The organism is Paenibacillus sp. FSL M8-0212 (genome assembly GCF_038004645.1).
Lineage (GTDB): Bacteria > Bacillota > Bacilli > Paenibacillales > Paenibacillaceae > Paenibacillus.
This window is the reverse complement of record NZ_JBBORP010000001.1, coordinates 922,999-945,729: the sequence shown is the minus strand read 5'-3', so window position 1 is coordinate 945,729 and position 22,731 is coordinate 922,999. Positions and strand designations below refer to the sequence as shown.

Annotated in this window: 13 protein-coding genes, 1 pseudogene and 1 other annotated feature (1 of these 15 only partly in view); of the genes and pseudogenes, 12 read left to right on the top strand and 2 right to left on the bottom strand. The window is 44.5% G+C overall.

From position 1 onward, the window contains the following. Positions 1-215 (top strand) — a binding site (T-box leader) (it extends 124 nt beyond the left edge of the window). A gap of 336 nt (positions 216-551) precedes the next feature. Then, on the top strand, positions 552-2,111 hold the full coding sequence (locus MKX68_RS04375) for a 2-isopropylmalate synthase (RefSeq protein ID WP_339785643.1): 1,560 nt from the start codon (positions 552-554) through the stop codon (positions 2,109-2,111). Between the two features lie 650 nt (positions 2,112-2,761). Here MKX68_RS04375 and MKX68_RS04370 read toward each other — a convergent pair. Further along, a complete protein-coding gene (locus tag MKX68_RS04370) occupies positions 2,762-4,720 on the bottom strand; it encodes an ABC-F family ATP-binding cassette domain-containing protein (protein WP_340909414.1) in 1,959 nt (652 codons plus the stop codon). 279 nt (positions 4,721-4,999) lie between these two features. Between MKX68_RS04370 and MKX68_RS04365 the strand changes: the two genes are divergently transcribed. The 7 genes from MKX68_RS04365 (at position 5,000) to groL (ending at position 10,387) form a co-directional block, all read left to right on the top strand. Next, entirely contained in the window at positions 5,000-5,638 is a 639-nt protein-coding gene (locus tag MKX68_RS04365) for a 5-formyltetrahydrofolate cyclo-ligase (protein WP_339785640.1), read from the top strand. 27 nt (positions 5,639-5,665) lie between these two features. Continuing rightward, entirely contained in the window at positions 5,666-6,157 is a 492-nt protein-coding gene (moaC, locus tag MKX68_RS04360) for a cyclic pyranopterin monophosphate synthase MoaC (protein ID WP_340909412.1), read from the top strand. Between the two features lie 37 nt (positions 6,158-6,194). Further along, on the top strand, positions 6,195-6,680 hold the full coding sequence (locus MKX68_RS04355) for a MogA/MoaB family molybdenum cofactor biosynthesis protein (RefSeq protein ID WP_017690080.1): 486 nt from the start codon (positions 6,195-6,197) through the stop codon (positions 6,678-6,680). Positions 6,681-6,887: 207 nt separating this feature from the next. Beyond that, positions 6,888-7,136 carry a twin-arginine translocase TatA/TatE family subunit gene (tatA, locus tag MKX68_RS04350; RefSeq protein WP_036668966.1) on the top strand — a complete coding sequence of 83 codons (249 nt, stop codon included), beginning with the start codon at positions 6,888-6,890 and terminating at the stop codon, positions 7,134-7,136. A gap of 78 nt (positions 7,137-7,214) precedes the next feature. Then, the gene (gene tatC, locus MKX68_RS04345; RefSeq protein WP_091015386.1) at positions 7,215-7,997 is read left to right on the top strand and encodes a twin-arginine translocase subunit TatC; all 783 of its coding nucleotides are present in this window, start codon (positions 7,215-7,217) and stop codon (positions 7,995-7,997) included. Between the two features lie 400 nt (positions 7,998-8,397). Continuing rightward, positions 8,398-8,679, top strand: coding sequence for a co-chaperone GroES (gene groES, locus MKX68_RS04340; RefSeq protein WP_017690077.1), 282 nt, complete (start codon positions 8,398-8,400; stop codon positions 8,677-8,679). A 73-nt stretch (positions 8,680-8,752) separates the two neighbouring features. Then, positions 8,753-10,387, top strand: coding sequence for a chaperonin GroEL (gene groL, locus MKX68_RS04335; RefSeq protein WP_036611259.1), 1,635 nt, complete (start codon positions 8,753-8,755; stop codon positions 10,385-10,387). A 198-nt stretch (positions 10,388-10,585) separates the two neighbouring features. Here groL and MKX68_RS04330 read toward each other — a convergent pair. After that, positions 10,586-11,532: pseudogene (locus tag MKX68_RS04330) on the bottom strand (IS30 family transposase). Between the two features lie 297 nt (positions 11,533-11,829). Between MKX68_RS04330 and MKX68_RS04325 the strand changes: the two are divergent. The 4 genes from MKX68_RS04325 (at position 11,830) to MKX68_RS04310 (ending at position 22,111) form a co-directional block, all read left to right on the top strand. After that, the gene (locus MKX68_RS04325; RefSeq protein WP_076209637.1) at positions 11,830-12,513 is read left to right on the top strand and encodes an ImmA/IrrE family metallo-endopeptidase; all 684 of its coding nucleotides are present in this window, start codon (positions 11,830-11,832) and stop codon (positions 12,511-12,513) included. A 472-nt stretch (positions 12,514-12,985) separates the two neighbouring features. Continuing rightward, on the top strand, positions 12,986-15,133 hold the full coding sequence (locus tag MKX68_RS04320; RefSeq protein ID WP_076209638.1) for a GTPase: 2,148 nt from the start codon (positions 12,986-12,988) through the stop codon (positions 15,131-15,133). Between the two features lie 61 nt (positions 15,134-15,194). Then, positions 15,195-16,928 (top strand): GTPase, encoded by a 1,734-nt coding sequence (locus tag MKX68_RS04315; protein WP_076209639.1) that lies wholly within the window; start codon positions 15,195-15,197, stop codon positions 16,926-16,928. A 383-nt stretch (positions 16,929-17,311) separates the two neighbouring features. Next, the gene (locus MKX68_RS04310) at positions 17,312-22,111 is read left to right on the top strand and encodes an AAA domain-containing protein (protein WP_340909406.1); all 4,800 of its coding nucleotides are present in this window, start codon (positions 17,312-17,314) and stop codon (positions 22,109-22,111) included. Positions 22,112-22,731: the final 620 nt, after the last annotated feature.

The following is a 22,731-nucleotide window of genomic DNA, read 5'->3' as shown; positions in this document are numbered from 1 at the left end:
TATCAATCGCCCAGTTGTCCTGATGGACAACGACATGTGTTACACAGCAACGGTTAACCCCCGTTATAGGGTGTTTCTCCGAATTCCAGTGGTGTCGTGCGTACACACACATCCAGCGGATCTCGGAGACAACGAGGTGGATGGAGTCTGGCGCAAGCCTGGCCCATCAAGCAAGAGTGGTACCGCGGAGGGGATAATAACCCGCCGTCTCTTATATGAGATGGCGGGTTATTTGTGTTTGCTGCCGGCAGCAGGGTGGGCATGGGAATGAACCATATGGAGATTGAAAAGTCAGAAGGTCAGGGTGTAAGTCGACGTACACCCTGTCATGAGGGTAAGCAGGATATGCATCGAACGAGCAATGAACATGTAACATCAAGTATAGACACTAAATATTCAACAGGCATTAGTGATCACCAAGGACTAAGCTACAAACGACATACGCGTTTACAAACAAAATATATAACAACAGTGACGGCGATTAGCGGGTGTTCTGTGGCTCATGGATCGTAACGAAAATATTTATAAAAATTTGATGGAGGTTGATGGACATGACAACAACTAATAACAAACGCATGATTGAGATTTTTGATACAACGCTGCGCGATGGAGAACAGGCACCAGGAGCAAGTCTGCAACCCGAGCAAAAGATTGAACTGGCACACCAACTGGCTTCTCTGGGTATCGACGTCATTGAGCCTGGATTCCCGATCTCCAGTCCAGGTGAGTTCGCGGCGGTTCAGGCGATTTCGAGACAGTTGCAGAACGTGGAGATCTGTGGATTCGCGCGGGCGGTCAAAGGGGATATCGATGCTGCAGTTCAAGCAACAGCGGATGCAGCACGGCGCCGAATTCACCTGTTTATCTCTTCTTCGGATATTCATATTGAGCATCAGCTGCGTCGTCCACGTAGTGAAGTAGTGGCTACGGCCCGTGAGATGGTGTCTTATGCACGACAGTTCACGGACATCGTAGAGTTCACAGCCATGGACGCTGCTCGCACCAAGATGGATGATCTGATTGAAATGGTTGAAGTCGCCATTGAAGCAGGGGCCACCATTATCAATCTGCCGGATACCGTTGGTTATGCTCTGCCACATGAGTATGGCGAGATGTTCCGCCGGGTACGTGAGGGTGCAAGAGGTGGCGATCAGGTTCGCTATAGTGCCCACTGTCACAATGATCTGGGCCTGGCCGTAGCCAATAGCTTGGCTGCGATTGCCAATGGAGCTACCCAGATTGAAGTGACCATCAATGGTATCGGAGAACGGACGGGGAACTGTGCACTGGAAGAGCTGATTATGGCGCTGGAGACTCGGGGAGACGCAATTGGTGCAACGACGAACATTAAGCTGAATCAGCTGTATGAGACTTCACGTCAGATTAGCCGGGCGATGCACTTCCCGATTGCGTACAACAAACCAGTGGTGGGACGTAATGCGTTCCAGCATGAATCTGGCATCCATCAGGATGGTCTGCTGAAGAATCGGAACACCTATGAGATTATGGACCCGGAAGCGCTGGGTATTCCGCGCAGCATGATTATTTTGGGCAAACACTCCGGTCGTCACGCCCTGAAGGATCGGGTTCGCAAATATGGTTTTGAGCCGGATGAGCAACAGATGGAGCAATTGTATGAGGTGTTCAAAGAAACCGCAGACCAGCAAAAAGTGGTCAGTGACGACCAGTTATTACAGATGGTTAGCCAGACCATGAATATTCCTGCACAGGACTATGAACTGGTTGAATTGCAGGTGACGGCGGGCAGCATGACGGATCGAATGGCCGCTGTACGTATTCGCACAAGCGCTGGAGAACAATCTTACTCCGCTGTTGGCGGTGGACCCGTGGATGCGACCATTCGTGCGATTGGTCAGAGCATTTCCGATGATATTGCATTTGTTGATATGGAGATGCATGCATTGAGTGGGGGAGAAGGTGCAAGTGCAGAAGCTGTAGTTACCGTGGAGCGTGCAGGGCGTGAGTTCCGGGGGACGGCAACACATAATGATATCGTCATGGCTGCCGGTCTTGCTTATGTAGCGGCTTGTAATGCTGCTGGGCTGAAGGCGGAATCTTCCGAACATCATGAACAAGAAGCACATGCGTAAAACATCTTTGCCAGATCGCATCTACAGCGACAATAGTAGCAATTGCAATTCGATGTAAATATGCATGGCATATAGTAAATAAATGACGGGCAGGCCTTGAACAACAAAGGTCTGCTTTTGTCTTATTATGGAGGTGCATTGAGTAGCAGGAGAATGCATTTGTCAAGGTGTGACTATAGTTATCCACATATCCAGTGTAATTTGTGGGTAACTACCGCAAAGTCAAACCAGTATAGTTTTCGAAAGGAAAAGGGTTTAGGGGATAGAATGACTCCTTACTATCCACAAAGTTGTGGATAAAGTGGATAACTTGGTGGATAAATATGGTTTTTGTGTGTAAAAGGCTATTCTACCGCTGTATAATTAAGCTTATTAATGTGCTTGCTATCTTGCTTTCTTGTGGATAAGTGTGAGGAAAAGGGGGATAAAAATATTTCTCTTCATTCGAGTAAATTTGACAAAAGCCAAAACAGCTTCCTAACCTTCGTAGGTTAGAGTTCAATCTCAAGGAACATACAGAACATAAGGTGCATGGCTTCAATACTCGTCCTCAACAAACAAAAAGCTGATCCCAATAAGGAATCAGCCGGTGGTACAACTATACTTGTATTGGAGTGATCAAGCCATGGTCTGAGTCTGTACTATTCGTACTATTCCATAGCTAGTTCTTCCCAGTCCTCGTATGCCTTGGTGAGTTCTGCTTTGTGTTCCTCCGATTGTTGCTGGAGTTCTTGCAGCTTCATGTAATCCTGATAGATTTCAGGCAGAGCCATCTGTGACTCAAGCTCTGTAATCTTCGTTTCCAACTCCGCAATCTGTTGTTCCAGAGCTTCTTGCTTGCGTTGCCGGTTACGCTCTTCACGCTTCGCCTGTTTTTCCGCTTCGAATGAAGCCGCTCCGGATTTTTCGGTTGTGACTGTGTTCAGATCGGATTTGGACGAGTTCTTGGCCGAAGCCTGACGTGCCTCAGCAGCTTCACGTGCGATGTCCTCAAGCTCCTGTTTTTTCTCCACATAATCATCATAATTACCGAGATAGTGCTCCGTGCCGCCTGGATGAAGCTCGACTATCCGTTCAGCCATTTTATTGAGGAAGTACCGGTCATGGGAGATGAACAGCAGGGTGCCTTCATAATCCATTAATGCCGCTTCCAGCACTTCTTTGGCAAACAGGTCGAGATGGTTTGTAGGCTCATCCAGAATGAGCATGTTGGCTTCCTTCAGCATCAGCTTGGAGAGAGACACACGTGCCTTCTCACCCCCGCTGAGGGAGGAGATCTTCTTGAGTACATCGTCACCGCTGAACAAAAAGTTCCCCAGTACGGTCCGAATGCGTGCTTCTTCCATCCCGGGATAGGCACTCCACAGTTCTTCCAGAACCGTGTTGGACGGATTGAGGCCAGTCTGTTCCTGATCATAATAGCCAATCTGCACTTTTGTTCCCCATTGGATATCTCCATGTACCGGACGTAAACTTCCGGTCAGACACTTCAGCATGGTGGATTTACCAATACCGTTTGGTCCAATCAGAGCAACGGTTTCCCCGCGCCGCAGATCGAAGGAGACGTTGCGGAACAATGGAGAAGCCTCATCATAAGCGACAGACAGCTGATCCACTCGAAGCACTTCCTTGCCGGACATAACGGCGGTTTCGAAGGAGAAATGGGCTTTTTTCAGATCTCCCATCGGTTTATCAAGCCGCTCCATTTTGTCGAGGGCTTTGCGGCGGCTTTGCGCCCGTTTGGTTGTCGAAGCACGTACGATATTTTTCTGAACAAAATCTTCCATCTTGGAGATTTCGCCCTGTTGTTTCTCATATTGCTTCATCTGAGTCTCATATTCGGCAGCTTTGAGTTCCATATAACGGCTGTAATTGCCCGTATATTTTTTGGAGCGGTGCCGTTCGATCTCAACGATGGTCGTTACGAGTCGATCAAGGAAGTACCGGTCATGGGATACCACGAGCAGTGCGCCTGAATAACCTCTTAGATAATCTTCCAACCAAGTAAGGGTGGCGATATCGAGATAGTTGGTAGGCTCGTCCAGCATGAGCAGATCAGGTGCCTGAAGCAAAATACGAGCTAGTGCAAGGCGTGTCTTCTGCCCGCCGCTTAGAGTAGCAATAGGGGTGTCTGGCGAAAATTCGCCGAATCCCATCCCGTGCAGTACGCTGCGAATGCGAGTTTCCATCTCATAACCGCCATGGTCCTTGAACCAGTCGGAGCGTTTCGCATAACGTTCCAGCAGGTCCGCATACTTTTTCTCGTCTTCCATCTGGGCAGGGTCGGCAATATCGCGTTCCATCTGACGCAAGTCGGCTTCAGCCTGTGTCAGGTGAGCGAAGACGTTCATCATTTCTTCCCAGATGCTGCGGTCCGATTGCAGCCCACTGTTCTGAGCCAGGTAACCGAGCGTCGTTTCTTTGGATTTGAAAATCTGTCCCCCGTCATAGGACATTTCACCCGCCACAATTTTGAGCAAAGTGGATTTTCCTGCACCGTTTACACCAACGAGGCCGATGCGCTCGCGTTCTAATATTTGTAAGTTCACGCCGTCCAGGATTGGATCGACACCAAAACGTTTGATAATTCCGGATACTTGCAGCAGCATAAAATTAAGTTCCTCCATAGGTCCAGTTCTTGATATGACAACTATATCCCAGTTTACATGAAATACAGAGCAATTGCACCGATTGGGAACGCATGGGGCATGTAGTCTTTTTGATCAATCAATGATAAACTGAAAGAAGGCATGTTATTACATGAGGATTTTACAGAAAATGAATCATTTTAACCATTTCAACAAGATGACAACTGGTCATAACATATAAATTGTTTTTAATGAGAGCTTTTTTCTACCTTCCCTATCAACAGGAGGTTATTCAAGGATATGCAGGATCATGCGGAACTGAAAAGTCAGCTTCGATCCAGACTGAGACAGAGCCGTGATTTGATGGATGCAAGCATGCGTCAGCAGGCAATGACTAAGATTAACGCTGGAGTGAAGCGGGAACTGGAGCGCCTTAGACAGGCCAAGAGTAAGGTCGTGAACAGACCACTCGTTATATTCAGTTATTTGTCCTATGGAAGCGAAGCATCTACAGCTTTTCTGTTTCAAGAGGGCTGGAACCATGGAGATGTGATGCTTGCACCAAAAGTATTGGCGAATCCACCCCGAATGGAGCTACGGCGAGTGACCGGAGAACAGGATCTGGAGCCAGGCATATGGGGGATACCGGAACCTAAGGATTCCTGTGAAGTCCTGACGTCTGAAGATTGGCCTGATATCGATCTCGTATTGGTACCGGGGCTTGGTTATGATCTTCATGGCGGGCGTATTGGTTATGGTGGCGGTTATTATGATCGTTTTGCCGAGACGCTTGCAGCAACATGTGTGATGACGGGCAAGAAACCGTTGATGGCTGCGATGGTATTGCCGGGTCAGCTACAAGAGGAGATCCCAATGGACCTGCTCGATCTGCGGATTGATCTGTTGATAACAACCGAAGGTATATTACATATCGAATAAAGGGTTGTGATGTGATTGAGTTCAGAAGTGAACAACGGCCAGTCTTCGGGAGGCAAACTGACCCATTTTAATGAACAGGGGCGGGCCCGGATGGTTGATATTTCGGGTAAGGAAATTACCGTACGTACGGCTGTGGCCGTAACCAAGGTGACGATGAATCCAGATACACTGGAAGCGATTCGGGAGGGCCGAATCGGTAAAGGTGATGTTCTGGCTGTGGCTCAGATTGCCGGGATTCAAGGCGCGAAGAAAACGTCGGACTGGATTCCGATGTGCCATCCGCTGGCACTGACGGGTGTGGATATTCGTTTTCATGATAACGGAGTGGATGAATTACACATTGAAGTCACTGTCAAAACCGAAGGCAAAACGGGTGTTGAGATGGAGGCGCTCACGGCTGCCTCAGCTGCAGCACTGACGGTCTATGACATGTGCAAGGCCATGCAAAAAGATATGATTATCGGTCCAACCATGCTGAATTCCAAGAGTGGTGGCAAAAACGGTGATTACAGCCGATAGGCAATATTTATTTTCATAGAGGAGAAGGGTGATCTTTATGGTGTGGAGAACAGCAATCCTGACAGCCAGTGACAAAGGAGCCCGCGGGGAACGTGAGGATACGAGTGCACAAGTCATTCGGGAGCTGGTGGAAGAAGAGCTGGGTGGTCAAATCGTGGAGTACCGTATCGTTCCGGATGAACCCGATGAGATTATTGCGGCTTTGATTGAGATGACGGATTATTTTCACGCCGATCTGGTGCTGACTACCGGTGGCACGGAGCTGGCCATTCGTGATATTACTCCGGAAGCGACCCGGCGCGTAATTGAGCGGGAAGTTCCCGGGATGGCAGAGGCCATGCGGTACAGTGTAATGAGCAAAAACCGTTCTGCAATGCTGTTCCGTGGGGTATGTGGCATTCGTGGACGCACGCTGATTGTTAATCTGCCAGGTACGCCAAAGGGTGTGCACGAACATCTGGCTGCCATTATGGATCAGCTTCCGGAAGCGCTGCTGATGGTTACGGGTCAGTTCAAGCAATAATCGAGCATGGACTCTGGGCAAGATATCCGATTCGCCATGACTGTTGTTAGATTGTTCTAGTGACATCTCTTATTTGTGAATTTTGCGGGTTATGTAAGTGGTTACATCTATGGTATGATGGGCTTAAATTAAGAACGCAGCAGAGACATCTATGAACATCTGGCCGAGTATGCGCATCTTCGAAGCTTGAGACGAGGAGGAATATCAATGTTTAGTTCCATTGGACCAACGGGTTTTATTTTGCTGGCCGTGATTGCATTGTTGTTGTTTGGACCCAACAAACTTCCGGAACTGGGACGTGCAGTTGGGCGTACCTTCCGTGAATTCAAAGAGGGCGCTCGCGAGATTATCTCTGAGGATGACTCGTCCAATCGCAAAGAGCAGGAGAAGGCGAAACCGCTGGCGGCTGAGAGCACACCTGCAGACAAGCCTGCTGATAAACGCCTGCCGGAATAATCTTGACGGCAATGAAAGAGAAATCCCTTCCTGCCGGAAGGGTTTTGTATTTTAAGCTGGCAATAATGGGGGGCAGGCATGACGCAGCAAATGGAAGAAATGTCGATTACGGAACATCTGAGTGAGCTGCGGAAGCGGCTGATCTACGTATTAAGTATTTTTGTGCTGGGACTGATTGCAGGATTTTTTGTGGCGGACCCGGTATACCAATATCTGACCAAGTCAGAGTCGGCAAAAGGTTTTGTGTTACATGCCTTCTCGTTCTGGGACGGAATTGGCATTTATATGAAGATTGCAGGGTTGTTCTCACTTATTATTACACTGCCGTTTACGGTGTATCAGATCTGGAAGTTTGTTAGTCCAGGGCTAAAGCCGCGCGAACGAAAAGCAACGCTGAAGTATGTGCCCTATGTGTTTCTGTTATTTCTGACAGGTATGGCTTTCTCGTATTATGTTATTTTTCCGATGGCACTTGCCTTCACAACAGCGATTACGGAGAAGATGGGGCTTGTGGAGACCTACGGGATGAAACAGTATTTCAGCTTCCTGTTTGGCATTGTGCTGCCTGTGTCCCTGTTATTTGAACTTCCTTTACTTATTATGTTTCTGACAGGACTGCGGATTCTGAATCCAATTCGTCTTCGCAAGATGCGCAGAGTTGCTTATTTTGTTCTGATCTTCATTGCAGTGGTTATTACACCTCCAGACTTTATATCTGATCTGCTGGTGATGATTCCTTTGCTCCTGTTATATGAGATCAGTGTGTTATTATCCGCAATCGTATATCGCAAGCAGCTTGCAGCCGATGAAGAGATCGAATCCCGCTACGTTCGTGCCGAGGATAAGAAACATGTGGGCTGAATGAGGATAAGCTGTAATGTGCCCGGAGAAGACGGTCTGTTCTTATCCGGGCTATTTCTGTAGACTGCCGACCAACACGACAGGACAAGCAGGCATATTATGTTCAACAATGGATACAATGGGAAAGGGACTGTCCGCTAACGTTGCAGAAGGGCTAAACAATTTCGTAGAATAAGATTAGTGAATTGCAACATATAACCAGGCGCAGCGGGTGTAATTTGGTTATGTTCGTGTAAATTCAACGTAAATTCTCGCAGGAATTCGTCAAAAGGACTTGAAATCATGCTTCAAGTTGAGTATCATAAAGTTGGTTGTTAGCACTGAACACTGTCGAGTGCTAATACATATGGCTACAACCTACAATGTAACGTTATATAATTTCAAAAGGAGGCTATTTTTCATGATCAGACCTTTAGGTGAACGCGTATTGGTAGAACCACTGGAGCAAGAACAAACAACTTCTTTCGGGATCGTACTCCCGGACTCCGCCAAAGAAAAACCGCAAGAGGGTAGAATCATTGCAGTTGGTGCTGGAGTATTGAAAGACGGCGTACGTGTAGCTCTGGAAGTGAAAGAAGGAGATCGCGTTATTTTCTCCAAATATGCCGGTACAGAAATCAAATTCGAAGGTAAAGAATATTTGATTATGAAAGAGAGCGATATTCACGCGATTCTCGACTAATTCAAATTTAATCGGATAACCGAACCATATAGCACGACCATTTTCCAACAAAAACTAGGGAGGTTTTCTTAACATGGCTAAAGACATTAAATTCAGTGAAGACGCTCGTCGCTCCATGCTTCGTGGTGTGGACGCATTGGCTAATGCAGTAAAAGTAACACTCGGTCCTAAAGGCCGTAACGTGGTTCTGGAGAAAAAATTCGGAAGCCCGCTCATCACAAACGATGGTGTAACCATTGCTAAAGAAATCGAACTGGAAGATGCATTCGAGAACATGGGTGCACAACTGGTTAAAGAAGTAGCGACAAAAACCAACGATGTTGCCGGTGACGGTACTACAACAGCAACTGTATTGGCGCAAGCGCTGATCACAGAAGGTCTGAAAAACGTAACTGCAGGCGCTAGCCCAATCGGTATCCGTAAAGGGATCGACAAAGCGGTTAAAGCTGCGGTTGCTGAATTGCAATCCATCTCCAAACCAATTGATTCCAAACAATCCATCGCACAAGTTGCAGCAATCTCTGCAGCTGACGAAGAAGTAGGCGAACTGATCGCTGAAGCTATGGAAAAAGTAGGTAAAGATGGCGTAATCACAGTAGAAGAATCCAAAGGATTCGCTACAGAGCTTGAAGTGGTTGAAGGTATGCAATTCGACCGTGGATACATCTCTCCTTACATGATCACTGATACGGACAAAATGGAAGCTGTTTTGGACAATCCGTACATCTTGATCACAGACAAAAAAATCTCCAGCACGCAAGATATCTTGCCATTGCTTGAGAAAATCGTTCAACAAGGCAAACCGCTGGTATTGATCGCTGAAGATATCGAAGGCGAAGCACTGGCTATGCTGGTTGTGAACAAATTGCGTGGTACATTCAATGCTGTAGCTGTTAAAGCTCCAGGATTCGGTGACCGTCGTAAAGCAATGCTGCAAGACATCGCTGCCCTCACTGGTGGCCAATTGATCACGGAAGAACTGGGTCTGGACCTGAAATCCGCTGTTGTGGAACAACTGGGTACAGCTCGTCAAATCCGCGTAACAAAAGAAAACACAATCATCGTTGACGGTGCTGGTAACAAATCCGATATCGATGCACGTGTTAGCCAAATCCGTACACAATTGGAAGAAACAACTTCCGAGTTCGACAAAGAGAAACTGCAAGAGCGTCTGGCTAAATTGTCCGGCGGTGTAGCAGTAATCAAAGTTGGTGCGGCTACTGAAACAGAATTGAAAGAACGCAAACTTCGCATCGAAGATGCCCTGAACGCAACTCGCGCTGCGGTTGAAGAAGGTATCGTATCCGGTGGTGGTACAGCGCTCATGAACGTATATAGCGCGGTTGCGGCTGTAGCTCTGTCTGGTGACGAGCAAACAGGCGTAAACATCGTCCTGCGTGCTCTGGAAGCACCAATTCGCACAATCGCAGCTAACGCTGGCGAAGAAGGTTCCGTAATCGTGGAACGTCTGAAAAAAGAACAAACAGGAATCGGCTTCAACGCTGCAACTGGCGAGTGGGTTAACATGATCGAAGCAGGTATCGTTGACCCTGCGAAAGTAACTCGTTATGCATTGCAGAACGCGGCTTCCGTAGCTGCAATGTTCTTGACTACTGAAGCAGTTATCGCTGACAAACCAGAACCTGCAGGTGCTGGTGGCGGAATGCCTGACATGGGCGGTATGGGTGGAATGGGCGGCATGATGTAATAAAGGCTGCGAAGCCTTATGGGGCAAGAGTTTCTCTTCGGAGAAACCTGGTTTGCCCACATTTTGCCCACATTGTGTAAAACGAAGACACCTTAGAGTGATGGAAATCGCTCTAAGGTGTCTTTTGTTTTTAAGAAAGAGAGGAGACGCTGATTTGGAAAGTAACCATCTCGAAAAATTTTTTGGAATGACAGATTGTCAAATCAAGTGCGACAGTTCCTCTGTGAAAGGTTCGTGAGCGGTTCTCCAACCCAAGCATTTTCGTGGTCTGTGGTTAATTAAATCTAGTGAACCGGCGAGATCTTCATCCTCCACTTGAGCGAGGTCGGTGCCTTTCGGGAAGAATTCCCGAAGCAAGCCATTCGCATTTTCATTGGAACCGCGTTGCCAAGACGAATATGGATCAGCAAAATAAACGTGCAGGTCATGGCTTGTTTCCAGATTGGCATAGCATGCAAACTCTTTTCCACGATCAGCCGTGGCTGTGAGAAAAGTACCTGTAGGATACTGTGAGATGGCTACACCAAGTGCAATTTCCATGGACAAAGCTGTGCGATCAGGCATGAGAATCGCGGTATACAGACGGGTTTTGCGTTCAATGAGCGTAGCTACGCATTCTTTACTTTTCCCACGACCCGAAACAACGGTATCCAGTTCCCAGTGCCCAAATGTTTCACGGGAACGAACCTCTTTGGGACGATCCGAAATCGATCTGCCGATAGCGAATTTACCGCGAGTTTCTGTGGGCTTCCTACGCTTCCCTTTGTGCCGGAAGGACCTGCAACGTGCCTCGAACCAGACGCCCAGCGTAGAGCCAGCGATAGATAGTTTTAAAGGAGATCGACGGCACACCATCAATGCGGAAACGTTCCGTGATTTGTTCCGGAGACCACGTTGCCTGTAGTTTTTCCTCCAAGGAAATAGCGATGCCTTGGGACCATTTACCGGGTGAGATCGAAGCTTTACGACGCTCCTCATAAGCGCTCTGAGCGATAGGGTTGCGTTGAAGTAGCACGATCCAATTCACGACAAATCGTCGAAGGATGCCTTCCTAATTCTTTTGCGATGGCTCTTGAACTTTGACCTTGCCGATGGAGGATTTCTAGCTTGCTGCGCTCAATTATGCTAAGATGTGTGTAGCTCATGGTGGATTCTCCTTGTGTGAATGTGGTGTAGGAACCTTCCACGAATCCGGCCATGGGCCATTTCTTATTTATTTCCAGTAGGTGTCGCACTTCATATTACAATCCGTCAATATTCACTATAATTTGTAGTGACCTTAAGGTATATTACCTCTACATGGTATTTTAAAGACGTTGAGAGGCAAATGATTTCCTAGTGTCTTTTTATCTGTAATTAAAAGGTAATCCCTTCTGGTTTTGAGGAACTAACCTTGAAAACACTGAAGGAGCTTTGGGCGCTTCCGTGAAGGAGTTACGATAATGAGTTTAGAACGTTTGAAAAATGATTTAGAACAAATGAACATAACATATGTAATTGTAGAAGTACCTTCAAGTGATGAGCAGACTTATAGATTAAGTGATAATTCACCCGCAAACGTTGGTCCTGATGGGCGAATCTTCGTCATGGAGAGACTTAACGAGGAAGAAAAAATAGAAGCGATTGCGCATGAATTAGGACATATATTTTACAGGCACTCTGGTCAAGTTTCTTTAGATAATTATGAAGACCAACATAATCTCCCGCTAGAAATTAACAATACCATCTCACATCGATCTATTATCGATTTGTTAATGACCCGATATGAGATCGCTAGTACAGCTCACATTTCCCGAAGAATAACGTTGCTGGAAGAGTCAGAGGAGTATCTAATTAATTTGGAAGAGGCTCTTTTAAAGAAAGAGATTGATTACATTGATTATAATTATTATCTCGCGATGTTTGGAGTATATTTATTAGATATCGAGAAGTGTCTCGCTGATCGGCAAGATCAGGTGAATTCAGTTGTAAGGACTAATCCCAGATTAAGTTTTATTTTAGATACTGCTAGAATTCATTTATTTGATGTAGCCGAGAACCTTCCTGAGTCGGAACAAAGAAATAGAATAGAGAATTTTCTAGTAGCACTCGGATTTAATATTCAAGACTTCTCATATTGTAACTGAATATTAATCGCGCATCGTAAGGTTGATAAACTTAAACCGACATATTGTGTATGTAACGTACAGGTGGACTAATTTAGCTGCTATCGCAGTTACGGACTTCATCATCATCTTCCGGTCCTTACCTGTAATAGTACTTTCATCGTCACGCTTTAGGGTAAGGTCTACAAATAAAGTTTGCCTAAAACTTGAAAGTCTGCCCATAGCTTAAAAGTTTATCTAAGTCGAGCGAGATTTGGGGGTTCACTCCTGTATTTCCTCGGCTTATTCTGTTTGAACAAAGAACTGTTAAAAATCATGCTTAGAAACATTAACTAAACTGAGAGGGAAAACCATAATGTTTGTCGAATTCAACAGACGTATTCCAATGTATCTCATATTTTACATTGGAAAATGGGACCTGAGGTTCAGTCTTTATAGTTAGTTATTAGCTTGATCTCAGTTGGGCGGATTGACAAAGAGGGAGGGGATTTTCTTGGAACACGCACATAATGGTCGATTTAAAGAGGCCCTGCAGACTTGCAGAGAAACTGCAAAAGAAGCAAATAAAGAAAGTCTATTGTTTGCCAATGGGGTCAAGTATCAGGTCAAGGAACTCACTCGGAATGTTCGAGTTCAAACTGATGAATTATTTCGAGATAAGGATGCGGAAAACTTTAGTTTTTTTCCTGTATTGAATGGAATTGTACATAAATTAGAAAAGCAAACTTCGGAAAGTATGCAAGACCTCAGTCACTCTATTGAGGTCAAAAAGAAGCATCTAAATGATTTCACCGTAGCTTTGTTCGGGCGAACAAAAGCAGGTAAAAGTACCATTCGTGAAGCTTTGACTTGTGGCGATGGAGTGACGATAGGCAAGGGAGCACAAAGAACGACCCGGGATGTACAAGAGTATAATTGGAACGGGCTTCGCCTTCTTGATGTTCCGGGCTTCGAAGCCTTCAAGGGTGATGATGATACAGCCAAAGCACATGACATCATTGATCAATCTGATTTTATCTTGTTTCTGGCATCGGATGATTCCATTCAACCTGGAGAGTTTGACCATATGGCGAGGCTACAGGAGATTAACAAGCCATTTATGATTTTGCTTAATGTAAAATACAATATTAACAATGAAGTGGAACTAAAGCGATTCCTTCGTATGCCCCATAAAATTTTCGATAAAGAACGTCTTGATGAGCACCAAAAGCACATCCGAGCGTACGTGAAGCAACACATGAATATTCCTCAGGTCAAAATCGTGAATATTCATGCGGATGCTGGGTTCAAGAGCACTCTGCCGGAGTATGCGGCACACGCTAATGATCTGTGGAGACTGAGCAATTTCGATGAAGTTCATAATGCGATTAGTGCTGAGGTTCAAAAGCGAGGGAAGCAAAGGAGACTTCTCACGTTTTACGACAGTGCGATCTATTTTGCAGATACCTTGGAGAAGATGATGCTTGAAGAGCAGCGCTCAATCCGAACCCAAGCAAAGTTCATGCTTAACAAAAAGAAGGAATTAATGTCCTTTTTTGACGGATTTGCATCGGATAGTAAGCATCAGATTATTACCGTTTGCAAAAAACATTTTGATCGGATCAAACAATGGATTCCAGGATTTATTGATACCAATTTGGCTTCTCCTGATGTTGATAAGCTGCTTACTGCTAGGCTGAAGGCAGAGCAGGATGAGTTGAAGTCCAAGATGGTGGGAGAACTTCAAAGAATTGTGAGAGAACTTCAAGAAAAATTAACGGAGTTCACGAAGCAATATCAATTCGACCTGGAGCTATTAGAGACTGATACGGCAGAAATGGGAGGCCTTCAAAAAGGGCAAATCGGGCGTGTTGTCAAATGGGGTGGCGTTATTGCAGGAGGGGTATCGGCAGGGGCGTTTATTCTTGCTAATGTCGGGGTTGCAAATTTTTGGAATCCGGTAGGCTGGATCGCAATGGGAGTTAGTGTAGCTGCAGGTTTATTCAGTTGGTTGTTCGGGGGTTGGGAAGAAAAGAAGTGGCGTAAAGCAAAACATGATGCAAAAGAGCAGCTAACAGCGATGATTGACGATACCCATAAAAAGGCTGTTGAAGCCTATTTGCAGTGGTTTGATCGACAAATTATCCGTAAGGGTAAAAGAGAGATGTTAGATCAGGTATCTACTTATATTAGTGGACTCTTTGGAATTGCAGATGTGTTGAAAGCATTTGCGTCGGAAATAAGATTGAGAAAGACGAACATGAATAAGAAGCTATTTGCAAAGCTGCTTAGCTTCGAAGGGGTAAATTGCACAGAGTTGCAGATTATTGCTCTTTCTAGAGAGCAAGGCCGCGCCACGAAAATCATGGTTCCTAATGGTTGGCAGATGGCAGGTAGCATCAAAACAAATTTAGATTCTATTTGTGGTGAACAAGTTCATCTATTTAGTGATGGTTCCAACACGAAGGAACGGGTGTGCCGCGCTCTATATCCCGCTGATATAACTCCGGACATGATCAAGCTCAGCAAAGCTACTGAGGGCAAGCAAAATGAAGCCACGATTACCGTTCCTTCAACGGAGAAGGGGAAATTGATAGGCAAACAGGGAATCAACATTCGATTGGCTAGCGAGATCACTGGAATCAGGCTTAAGATTTCCTAGAGGCACCTAGTCATTCTAATTTCCAAACAACAAATTACTATATGCGGAAGGAGTGGTAACTATGTCTTTTCAATTTCATACTTTGGCAAAGGAAATTCAAGAGTTTTATGATCATGCCTTCGAGCTACTAAAGAACGGAGACGAAAGTGCGGAGAATAAACCTCTTCTACTGCAACTAGAACAGTTTATGGAAGAGTACGAGAGCCAAACCCATCTTACCATTTCTTTTGTTGGCCAATATAACGCAGGAAAATCGACCACAATAGCTGCTTTAACAGGAGCTTCGTTCAAACGTAAGGAAGTGGTGGAATCGGAAGTTGGTTCTAAAACCGTCATGGTGTATGAGGCAGGCAATAAAGACATCAAGATCGGGGCCCAAATTCTTACGGATCGAACAGAGCGGTATTTGTGGGACGAATTGCTACTCATCGATACACCCGGAATTTTTGCTGGGCGCAACGATCACGATGAAGTAACCCTGGATCAGATTTCAAAATCCGATTTGCTGGTGTTTGTTGTTTCTAACGAACTGTTTAACCCTCAAGGAGGAGTTTTCTTCCGCAAATTAGCGTTCGAACTACAGCGTCAAGGTCAAATGATTCTAGTCGTTAATAAGATGGTACGCGAATCTGGAAGTCCCGTGACGTTAACGAAATCTTTACTTAAAGTGATGGAGCCTGCCCACCCGGATGATTTTTATACATGCTTCATCGATTCCGATTCGTATTTGGCAGCTCAAGCAGAAGAAGATGAAGAGGAGAAAGAGTATTTAGTTGATAAGTCGAATTTTGCTCAATTGTGGAATAGGCTACAGGAACTATCGGATAAGAACAGATATACGGCCAAGCTGGCCACACCTTTAAATCGTCTAATCGATATCTTGGACCAGGCTTACAACCTAGCTGTAACGGAAACCCCTTTAAGCCGAAACATGATGGAGTTACTCCGTCGCAAAAAACTTATTTTGCGTTCCTCAGAGGGGAGGCTTACCAACCAATACAAAGCTGAACTTAGCTCTCTTGACCATGAGGTGCTAATGGAAGGGGAGACGGTCGCAGCACTTGTAGACGGTCAGCATACGTCAGAAGAAATCAACAAGGCTATAAAAAACTCGGAGCGAAATATTGAACTGAAATCCAAGGAGTCGTTGGATGCTATATCCAAGATTATTGAAGGAGAAATGAGCAGACTCGAAATAGAACTTGATCAGCTAAGTAACTCCGAACTAGGATCTATTGTAAGAAGGCAGATTCAGGCTGAATTAGTTGAGAATAAGCATACCATTAACGAACGCGAAGTTGATGGCGGGAACTCTTTAAAATGGTTGAGTAAGGGACCCCAAGCTCTAGAAAAGTTGGGTGGTATGGCAACTAAGGTCTCCAAGGATACAGTATATAACTTAGTAAAGATGTTCGGCGGGAAATTTAAACCATGGGGCGCTACAAAATTGACTAAATTCATTAATAAACTTGGCCCGGTGTTGTCTATTATAGGTGTGATGCTTGATGTATTCCTGACTCTCAAAGGTGAAAAAGACGAGGAGGACCAGGCGATAAAGCTTAGGGGGGCACGAACTGAGATTCGGCGAGAATACCGGATAGTTGCTCAAGAAATGAGGAACGAATATGAAATGGGTATTGCTAAGGAATTAAGTAGCTTTTACGATACGGAGCTTGAAGTGATCGAAACAATTCGCAAGGAAATTGCTGAAAGCGAGAACCGGAAGGCATCTTTGACATCTGGCATTGAACTGTTGATGAAGAAGGCAAAGGCAAAATTAAGAACCGTAAAATAGTAAGGGCGAGTGCTTAAAGGCCATAAAATAGTATGCTTCCGAGCATTCGCGGTGTCCTGACATTTGGTAGTAGTGGGAACGGATTGGGGACGAAAGCCATCATTTTGGAGCTAACTTCAACCAAATAGAACCACTCACGATTAGAGAAAAACCATATAAATCAAGGTTTTAGTCGACCTGGACAACCGGGAATCAACTTGCCAATGTTCCCGCATACGGGGCATGTTGAAGTCGTTTGTTCCTTGATTTATATGGATTCTGAGTGATGGATGAAGAGGTATGGGAACGCTGAGTTTCGCGTCCCCATATACTTAGCAATTTTTTTGTGAGTGCAATGATGTTTTGATGAGATCTGTTACACTTTAATAAGTGAGGTAATGCTAATGGAACAGCAACAGGAAGTTTATTTTAATGCTCTATCCGTGAGTAGATCAGAGAGTGCGAAAGCCCTTGAGGGATTCGCATTGCGTGGGGTAAAGAACAGTGTGGTTGAGAAATATTCTGATCAAGCGCACTTTATTTACGAGCTACTTCAAAACGCTGATGACGCTAAAGCAACATCAGCTCGCTTCGAGTTGTTCAAAGACAAACTTATATTCGTCCATAATGGGACACGCCGATTTACGGTCTCAGACCCTGCCACAGAAGCCCAAGACCTTGAGAACAGGGTGTTGGGTGACATAAATTCTATAACCGCTGTCGGTGGTTCCAATAAAACGGATGAAGCAACCATTGGAAAGTTTGGTGTAGGGTTTAAGGCGGTATTTCAATACACTGCTACACCGCAAATTTATGACCCTAATATCTTTTTCAAAATCGAACGGTTCATAGTACCGATCTGTCTAGAAGCCGATTACGATGGAAGAAAAAATGGTGAAACCCTGTTTGTCTTCCCGTTTGACCACGAAAAGCGTAGTGTTGAAGATGCCTATTCCGATATTTCGGAAAAACTGCGCTCGCTTGATTACCCGCTTCTTTTTCTGTCTAACCTTAAGGATATATCATTTGAGATATCCGGCATTTTGGGTTTATATGGGAAGACCGTTGAGGAAATACATAACATTGATAATACTATCGCCGAGTTTGTAAGCCTCACCCAAAATGACGGAGAGAACCGCGACGACCTCTACGACGATAAGTTATGGTTGTTCTCCCGTGATAATGATAAAGGGCATACGTACTCTGTCGGCTTCTTTGTTGATGCACAAGGACATCTGATGCCAAAGACACATTACGCTTTTTGCTTCTTTCCAACAAAGGAAGTTACCGGGTTGAATTTTATACTTCATGCTCCGTTTCTGCTTACCGACAGCCGTGAGGGAATAAGAGCAGGTGTTCAGCATAATATTGACATGATTGCTTTGCTTTCAAACTTGGCAGCAGACAGTCTTCTATATCTCACGGAAATCGGGCAGAAAATAAAGGTGCCACTGATTGACGATAATATTCTCGACATTGTGCCATATGATGAGAGTGGCTTTGTTGATGTTAACAGCAAGAAGACAATATCGTTTAAACCTTTCTATACTGCAATTAAAGAAGCGTTTAGATGCACGGCAATCATTCCGAGTTTAGATGGATATGTAGCTGCCGGGGATGCATATTGGGCATTTGTACCTCAAATTGCCGAGTTATTTTCAAATCTTCAACTAGCTCTGTTAAGTAAAAATGAGACGGCTAAGTGGGTGTTCACATCTTTCGGACGTCAGGACACTCGCCGTAAAAATGAAGCACTCACTGATTATATTGATTCAATAACCGAAGTCTGGTTAGATGAAGGGAAAATACTCAAAGGTTGGAAGGTCGATTCTGGAACTTCTTATGATGGAATCACACCTGACTTCATAGAGTCACAACCGATTGAGTGGCTACATCTTTTCTATAAATGGATTGCAGAGACGAAGGGCAGAACAGAGCTGATTCTAACAAAACCGATTTTTCTCAATGAGGGCGGAAAAGCAGTTGCTGCTTTTGACGTTAAGAAGCAAGCCATATTGTTTCTACCAACTGAAGGCGACAGTGGTTACGCGACCATCAATAATTCTTTGTTGCATAATGAGGAAACGCTTGCGTTCATAAAGCAACTTGGTATCAGTGAGCCTTCTTTACGGGACGAGATATACAACATTATTCTGCCTGAATACAAGAAAGGGGGTGCCATTGGTACCAGACCTCATTTCAAAAAGTTCTTCCGATATTATCAGGTGTGTTCTCAGGCCGAGGCAAAGTCTATTCTATCCTTAATTAAGGAATATAGTTTTGTTTTGTATAAGTCCAAATACGACGAAACTCAGTATCGCGGAATAGCGGAGGGACTTTATTTCCCATTTGAACCTTTGCAGCAATGGTTTCAACCAAAGTCGGAAACGAAATTCGTTTGTTTTGATGAGTATCTGCAACTTGTCGGCGAAGATAAGAAAGAGGAATTGATCAGTTTTTTGACGGATCTTGGCGTTAAGGATACACCGAGAATTATTTCCTGTGAATTAAGCTTGCAAGAAGCGAATGAAATTAAGACTGATTGGCCACGTTCAACAGGGTATCAAATATGGAAAGAGAACTACATTGATGGTTGCAAAGAATTAGTGGAAATCACTGCTAATGAACGAGACTTTGAGAAATCCTGTTTTGTTTGGACTCAGTTACTTAAATTGGTTGAGTACGGACTTTTAAACGATAACTATTGGTCGCAGGAAAGTGTTTTGTGCGGCAAATACAAATACTACTATTACAGTGAGCGTACTGAAAAATTCGATTCAACCGAAGCTAATCGACTTCGGACTCAACCATGGCTCGCCAATCGCGAAGGAGAATTCCTATCCGCCAATGAACTGACCGTTGAAACTCTTCACCTGCAATATGATTTATCAAGCGACGAAGCGGTCGAACTAATCAGGCTTCTAGGAATCAGGGAAGAAGTTGAAGAGACTGAAGAGGATAAGATTGATATCACCTCTTATGCCGAAACATTAGGATTGTCAGACGAGGAGCAAAGGCAGGCTCTATTAGAGTATGCCAAGCGCAAAAAAACCGCTGAGGTTTCTGATGCTGAAGAGGAAGATGAGGACTTGCTCGATGATGAACCGGAAGAAACCACACCTGATCCCAGTCCTACAGTTAAACGCGTCGTAAAGGAAATCTTGAAACGGGCAACTTCCGCACAAGGAAGGCGGATTATGCAACAAGATGACGATATTGAGGACGCGCCGATTGATGAAGACGATTATTCAAAGCCGTCTGTCAACATCAGTAAGAAAATTGAAAAAGTTAAGGAACAGGCTGAGCGGGACATTAATGCGATTGCCCGCCTTGAGGATTTAAAGCAGCAGGCGCATGCGGCTGAAAAGTATTCATACGGATGGTTCAAAGTCCTTCTTGAGTTGGAGTCGATCAATAGTGGCGAAAATAATGCAAGCAGCAGAGAGGTTTCCATATCGTTCTCTAAAGTTAAGCTTGAGGAAGGTACATCTAGAACCTTAATCTTAAAGCATCCGAACCGCTATATCCCTCAGTCCATGGAAGACCTTGCGGATATTCCACTTGAATTGCATTTTGAAAATCATCCTATGGTCAAAGTTGCAATTGAAGTTGTGAATGTAAAGTCATACACTTTACGGGTGAAACTGAGGACGAACGCTCAAATAGAAGGGGTTGATTTATCACTCGTCAAAGAAGCAAGAATCGTCGCAAAGAACCCTGTATTCCTACTAGAGGAATTGCGAAAAGCATTCAATAAACTCGGCTTCGAAGACGACTATGATATGAAAGGCAACCTATGCGAAAATATTGAGTTCGTTTTCGGTCCTCCCGGCACAGGGAAAACAACGCATCTGGCGAGAGAGGTTATTCTACCCATTATGAGGGAAGTCGAGAATTTGAAAGTTCTTGTTTTAACTCCAACAAATAAAGCGGCAGATGTCCTTGTACGGCGTATTATGGAAATTAAGGACGCAGATCATAGTTACTGTGACTGGCTTGTTCGTTTTGGAGCAACGAACGACAGCATCATTGAGCAGAGCGGTGTTTTTCGTGACAAGAACTTCGATATTCGTACGTTGTCAAGAAATGTTACTGTCTCGACGATCGCCCGTTTTCCGTACGATTACTTTCTGCCAGACGAAAGCACTAGGCTTCATTTGAGTGAACTAAAGTGGGATTATATTATCATTGACGAAGCATCTATGATTCCATTGGTCAACATCGTTTTCCCGCTTTATAAGAAGACACCTGTGAAATTTATTATTGCGGGAGACCCGTTCCAAATAGAGCCTATCACTAGTGTAGATCTCTGGAAGAATGAAAATATATACACTATGGTGGAACTCAAATCGTTCACCGAACCCACAACGGTACCTCACTCATACAATGTTGAACTCCTGACTACTCAATACAGGAGCATACCAGCAATAGGAGAGGTGTTCAGTCGGTTCGCATATGACGGAGTATTAAAGCACAACCGCACTACTGAAAGTCAACGATCACTGCCTATTGGTGATTTTATTGATATTAAACCTTTAAACATTATCAAGTTCCCTATTAGTAAATATGAGAGTATTTATAGGCCTAAGCAGTTACAAAGCAAAAGCAACTATCAGGTGTATTCGGCTCTATTTGCCTTTGAATTTGTAAAGTATCTATCATCGATTGTCGAACTTATGAAAGATGATAAGATGTTCCGAATTGGGCTAATAGCTCCGTATCGGGCGCAGTCGGACTTGATTGATAAACTGATGGCTGCAACTACCTTGCCGAAAAATATTGATATTCAGGTCGGCACGATACACGGCTTCCAAGGCGACGAGTGTGACATCATCATTGCACTGTTTAACCCTCCCCCGTTCATCTCGACTTCAAAGGAGATGTTTCTCAACAAGATTAACATCATAAACGTCTCCATTAGCCGTGCGAGGGATTACTTGTTTGTGATTATGCCTGATGATAACACAGAAAATGTGGGCAATCTCACTTTGATTAAAAAAGTTGAAAGGCTGTTCAAAGAGCAGCCGGACTGGACTGAACAGCAGTCTCCTGCAATAGAAGAATTGATTTTCGGGAGCAAGAGCTATCTTGAGGATAATTCGTTCTCAACAAGCCATCAGTTAATAAATGTGTATGGGAAGCCTGAAAAACGATATGAGGTTAGAAGCGAAGATAATGCTGTGGATGTTCAAATACATGAATAATGGAAGGTGAAGTAACAAGATGAATATCAATCATAATAGATACTGTTATGTTTTAAATCGTGATCCAAGTGGTATAATGGTAACAAGGATTTCATTAGTGGCAGGTTAAGAAGCGGATGGGAACCCAACCGCCTATGTTCCCGCACATGACACATTCACCTGAGTAATTCAATGCCCACATTTTGCCCACAAACTCTACCCACACATCTTACTAACACGGATTTATCGAACCAATTTTTCAAGAAAACCGGATAAAATCGTCACAAATAGACTCAAAAAACACATAAAAAAGCCTTTGTCTCATGGGCGGCATGATGTAATTAGCCCCATAAATACCTTAGTATATAAGGGTTTACAGGGTTCTTGAGTGCTCCGTTGTCACAGATTGGTTAGCGTTTATATAATTAGAGGCTTTTCACGAGTTCTCCGAACTTGTGAGAAGCCTCTTTTAAGAGTTTTGGTCACATGCAAATAGACACCTTAGTGAATTCGGGATCTAAAGACCCCTGGATTTTCTAAGGTGTCTTTATATTAAATATTCAATGAAGAGATAGCCTAGGTATTTAAATTGAGTTATCGGATGATGTTTTTACTGTGGACGAATTGAACAAGCTACAAAA

What these genes read in the sequence shown, in the direction of transcription:
- MKX68_RS04365 (WP_339785640.1), top strand. Translation starts at nt 5,000, where the DNA reads ATGCAGGATCATGCGGAACTGAAAAGTCAGCTTCGATCCAGACTGAGA.
- MKX68_RS04355 (WP_017690080.1), top strand. Translation starts at nt 6,195, where the DNA reads ATGGTGTGGAGAACAGCAATCCTGACAGCCAGTGACAAAGGAGCCCGC.
- MKX68_RS04370 (WP_340909414.1), bottom strand. Translation starts at nt 4,720, where the DNA reads ATGCTGCTGCAAGTATCCGGAATTATCAAACGTTTTGGTGTCGATCCA.
- MKX68_RS04325 (WP_076209637.1), top strand. Translation starts at nt 11,830, where the DNA reads ATGAGTTTAGAACGTTTGAAAAATGATTTAGAACAAATGAACATAACA.
- groES (WP_017690077.1), top strand. Translation starts at nt 8,398, where the DNA reads ATGATCAGACCTTTAGGTGAACGCGTATTGGTAGAACCACTGGAGCAA.
- tatC (WP_091015386.1), top strand. Translation starts at nt 7,215, where the DNA reads ATGACGCAGCAAATGGAAGAAATGTCGATTACGGAACATCTGAGTGAG.
- tatA (WP_036668966.1), top strand. Translation starts at nt 6,888, where the DNA reads ATGTTTAGTTCCATTGGACCAACGGGTTTTATTTTGCTGGCCGTGATT.
- MKX68_RS04375 (WP_339785643.1), top strand. Translation starts at nt 552, where the DNA reads ATGACAACAACTAATAACAAACGCATGATTGAGATTTTTGATACAACG.
- MKX68_RS04310 (WP_340909406.1), top strand. Translation starts at nt 17,312, where the DNA reads ATGGAACAGCAACAGGAAGTTTATTTTAATGCTCTATCCGTGAGTAGA.
- MKX68_RS04315 (WP_076209639.1), top strand. Translation starts at nt 15,195, where the DNA reads ATGTCTTTTCAATTTCATACTTTGGCAAAGGAAATTCAAGAGTTTTAT.
- groL (WP_036611259.1), top strand. Translation starts at nt 8,753, where the DNA reads ATGGCTAAAGACATTAAATTCAGTGAAGACGCTCGTCGCTCCATGCTT.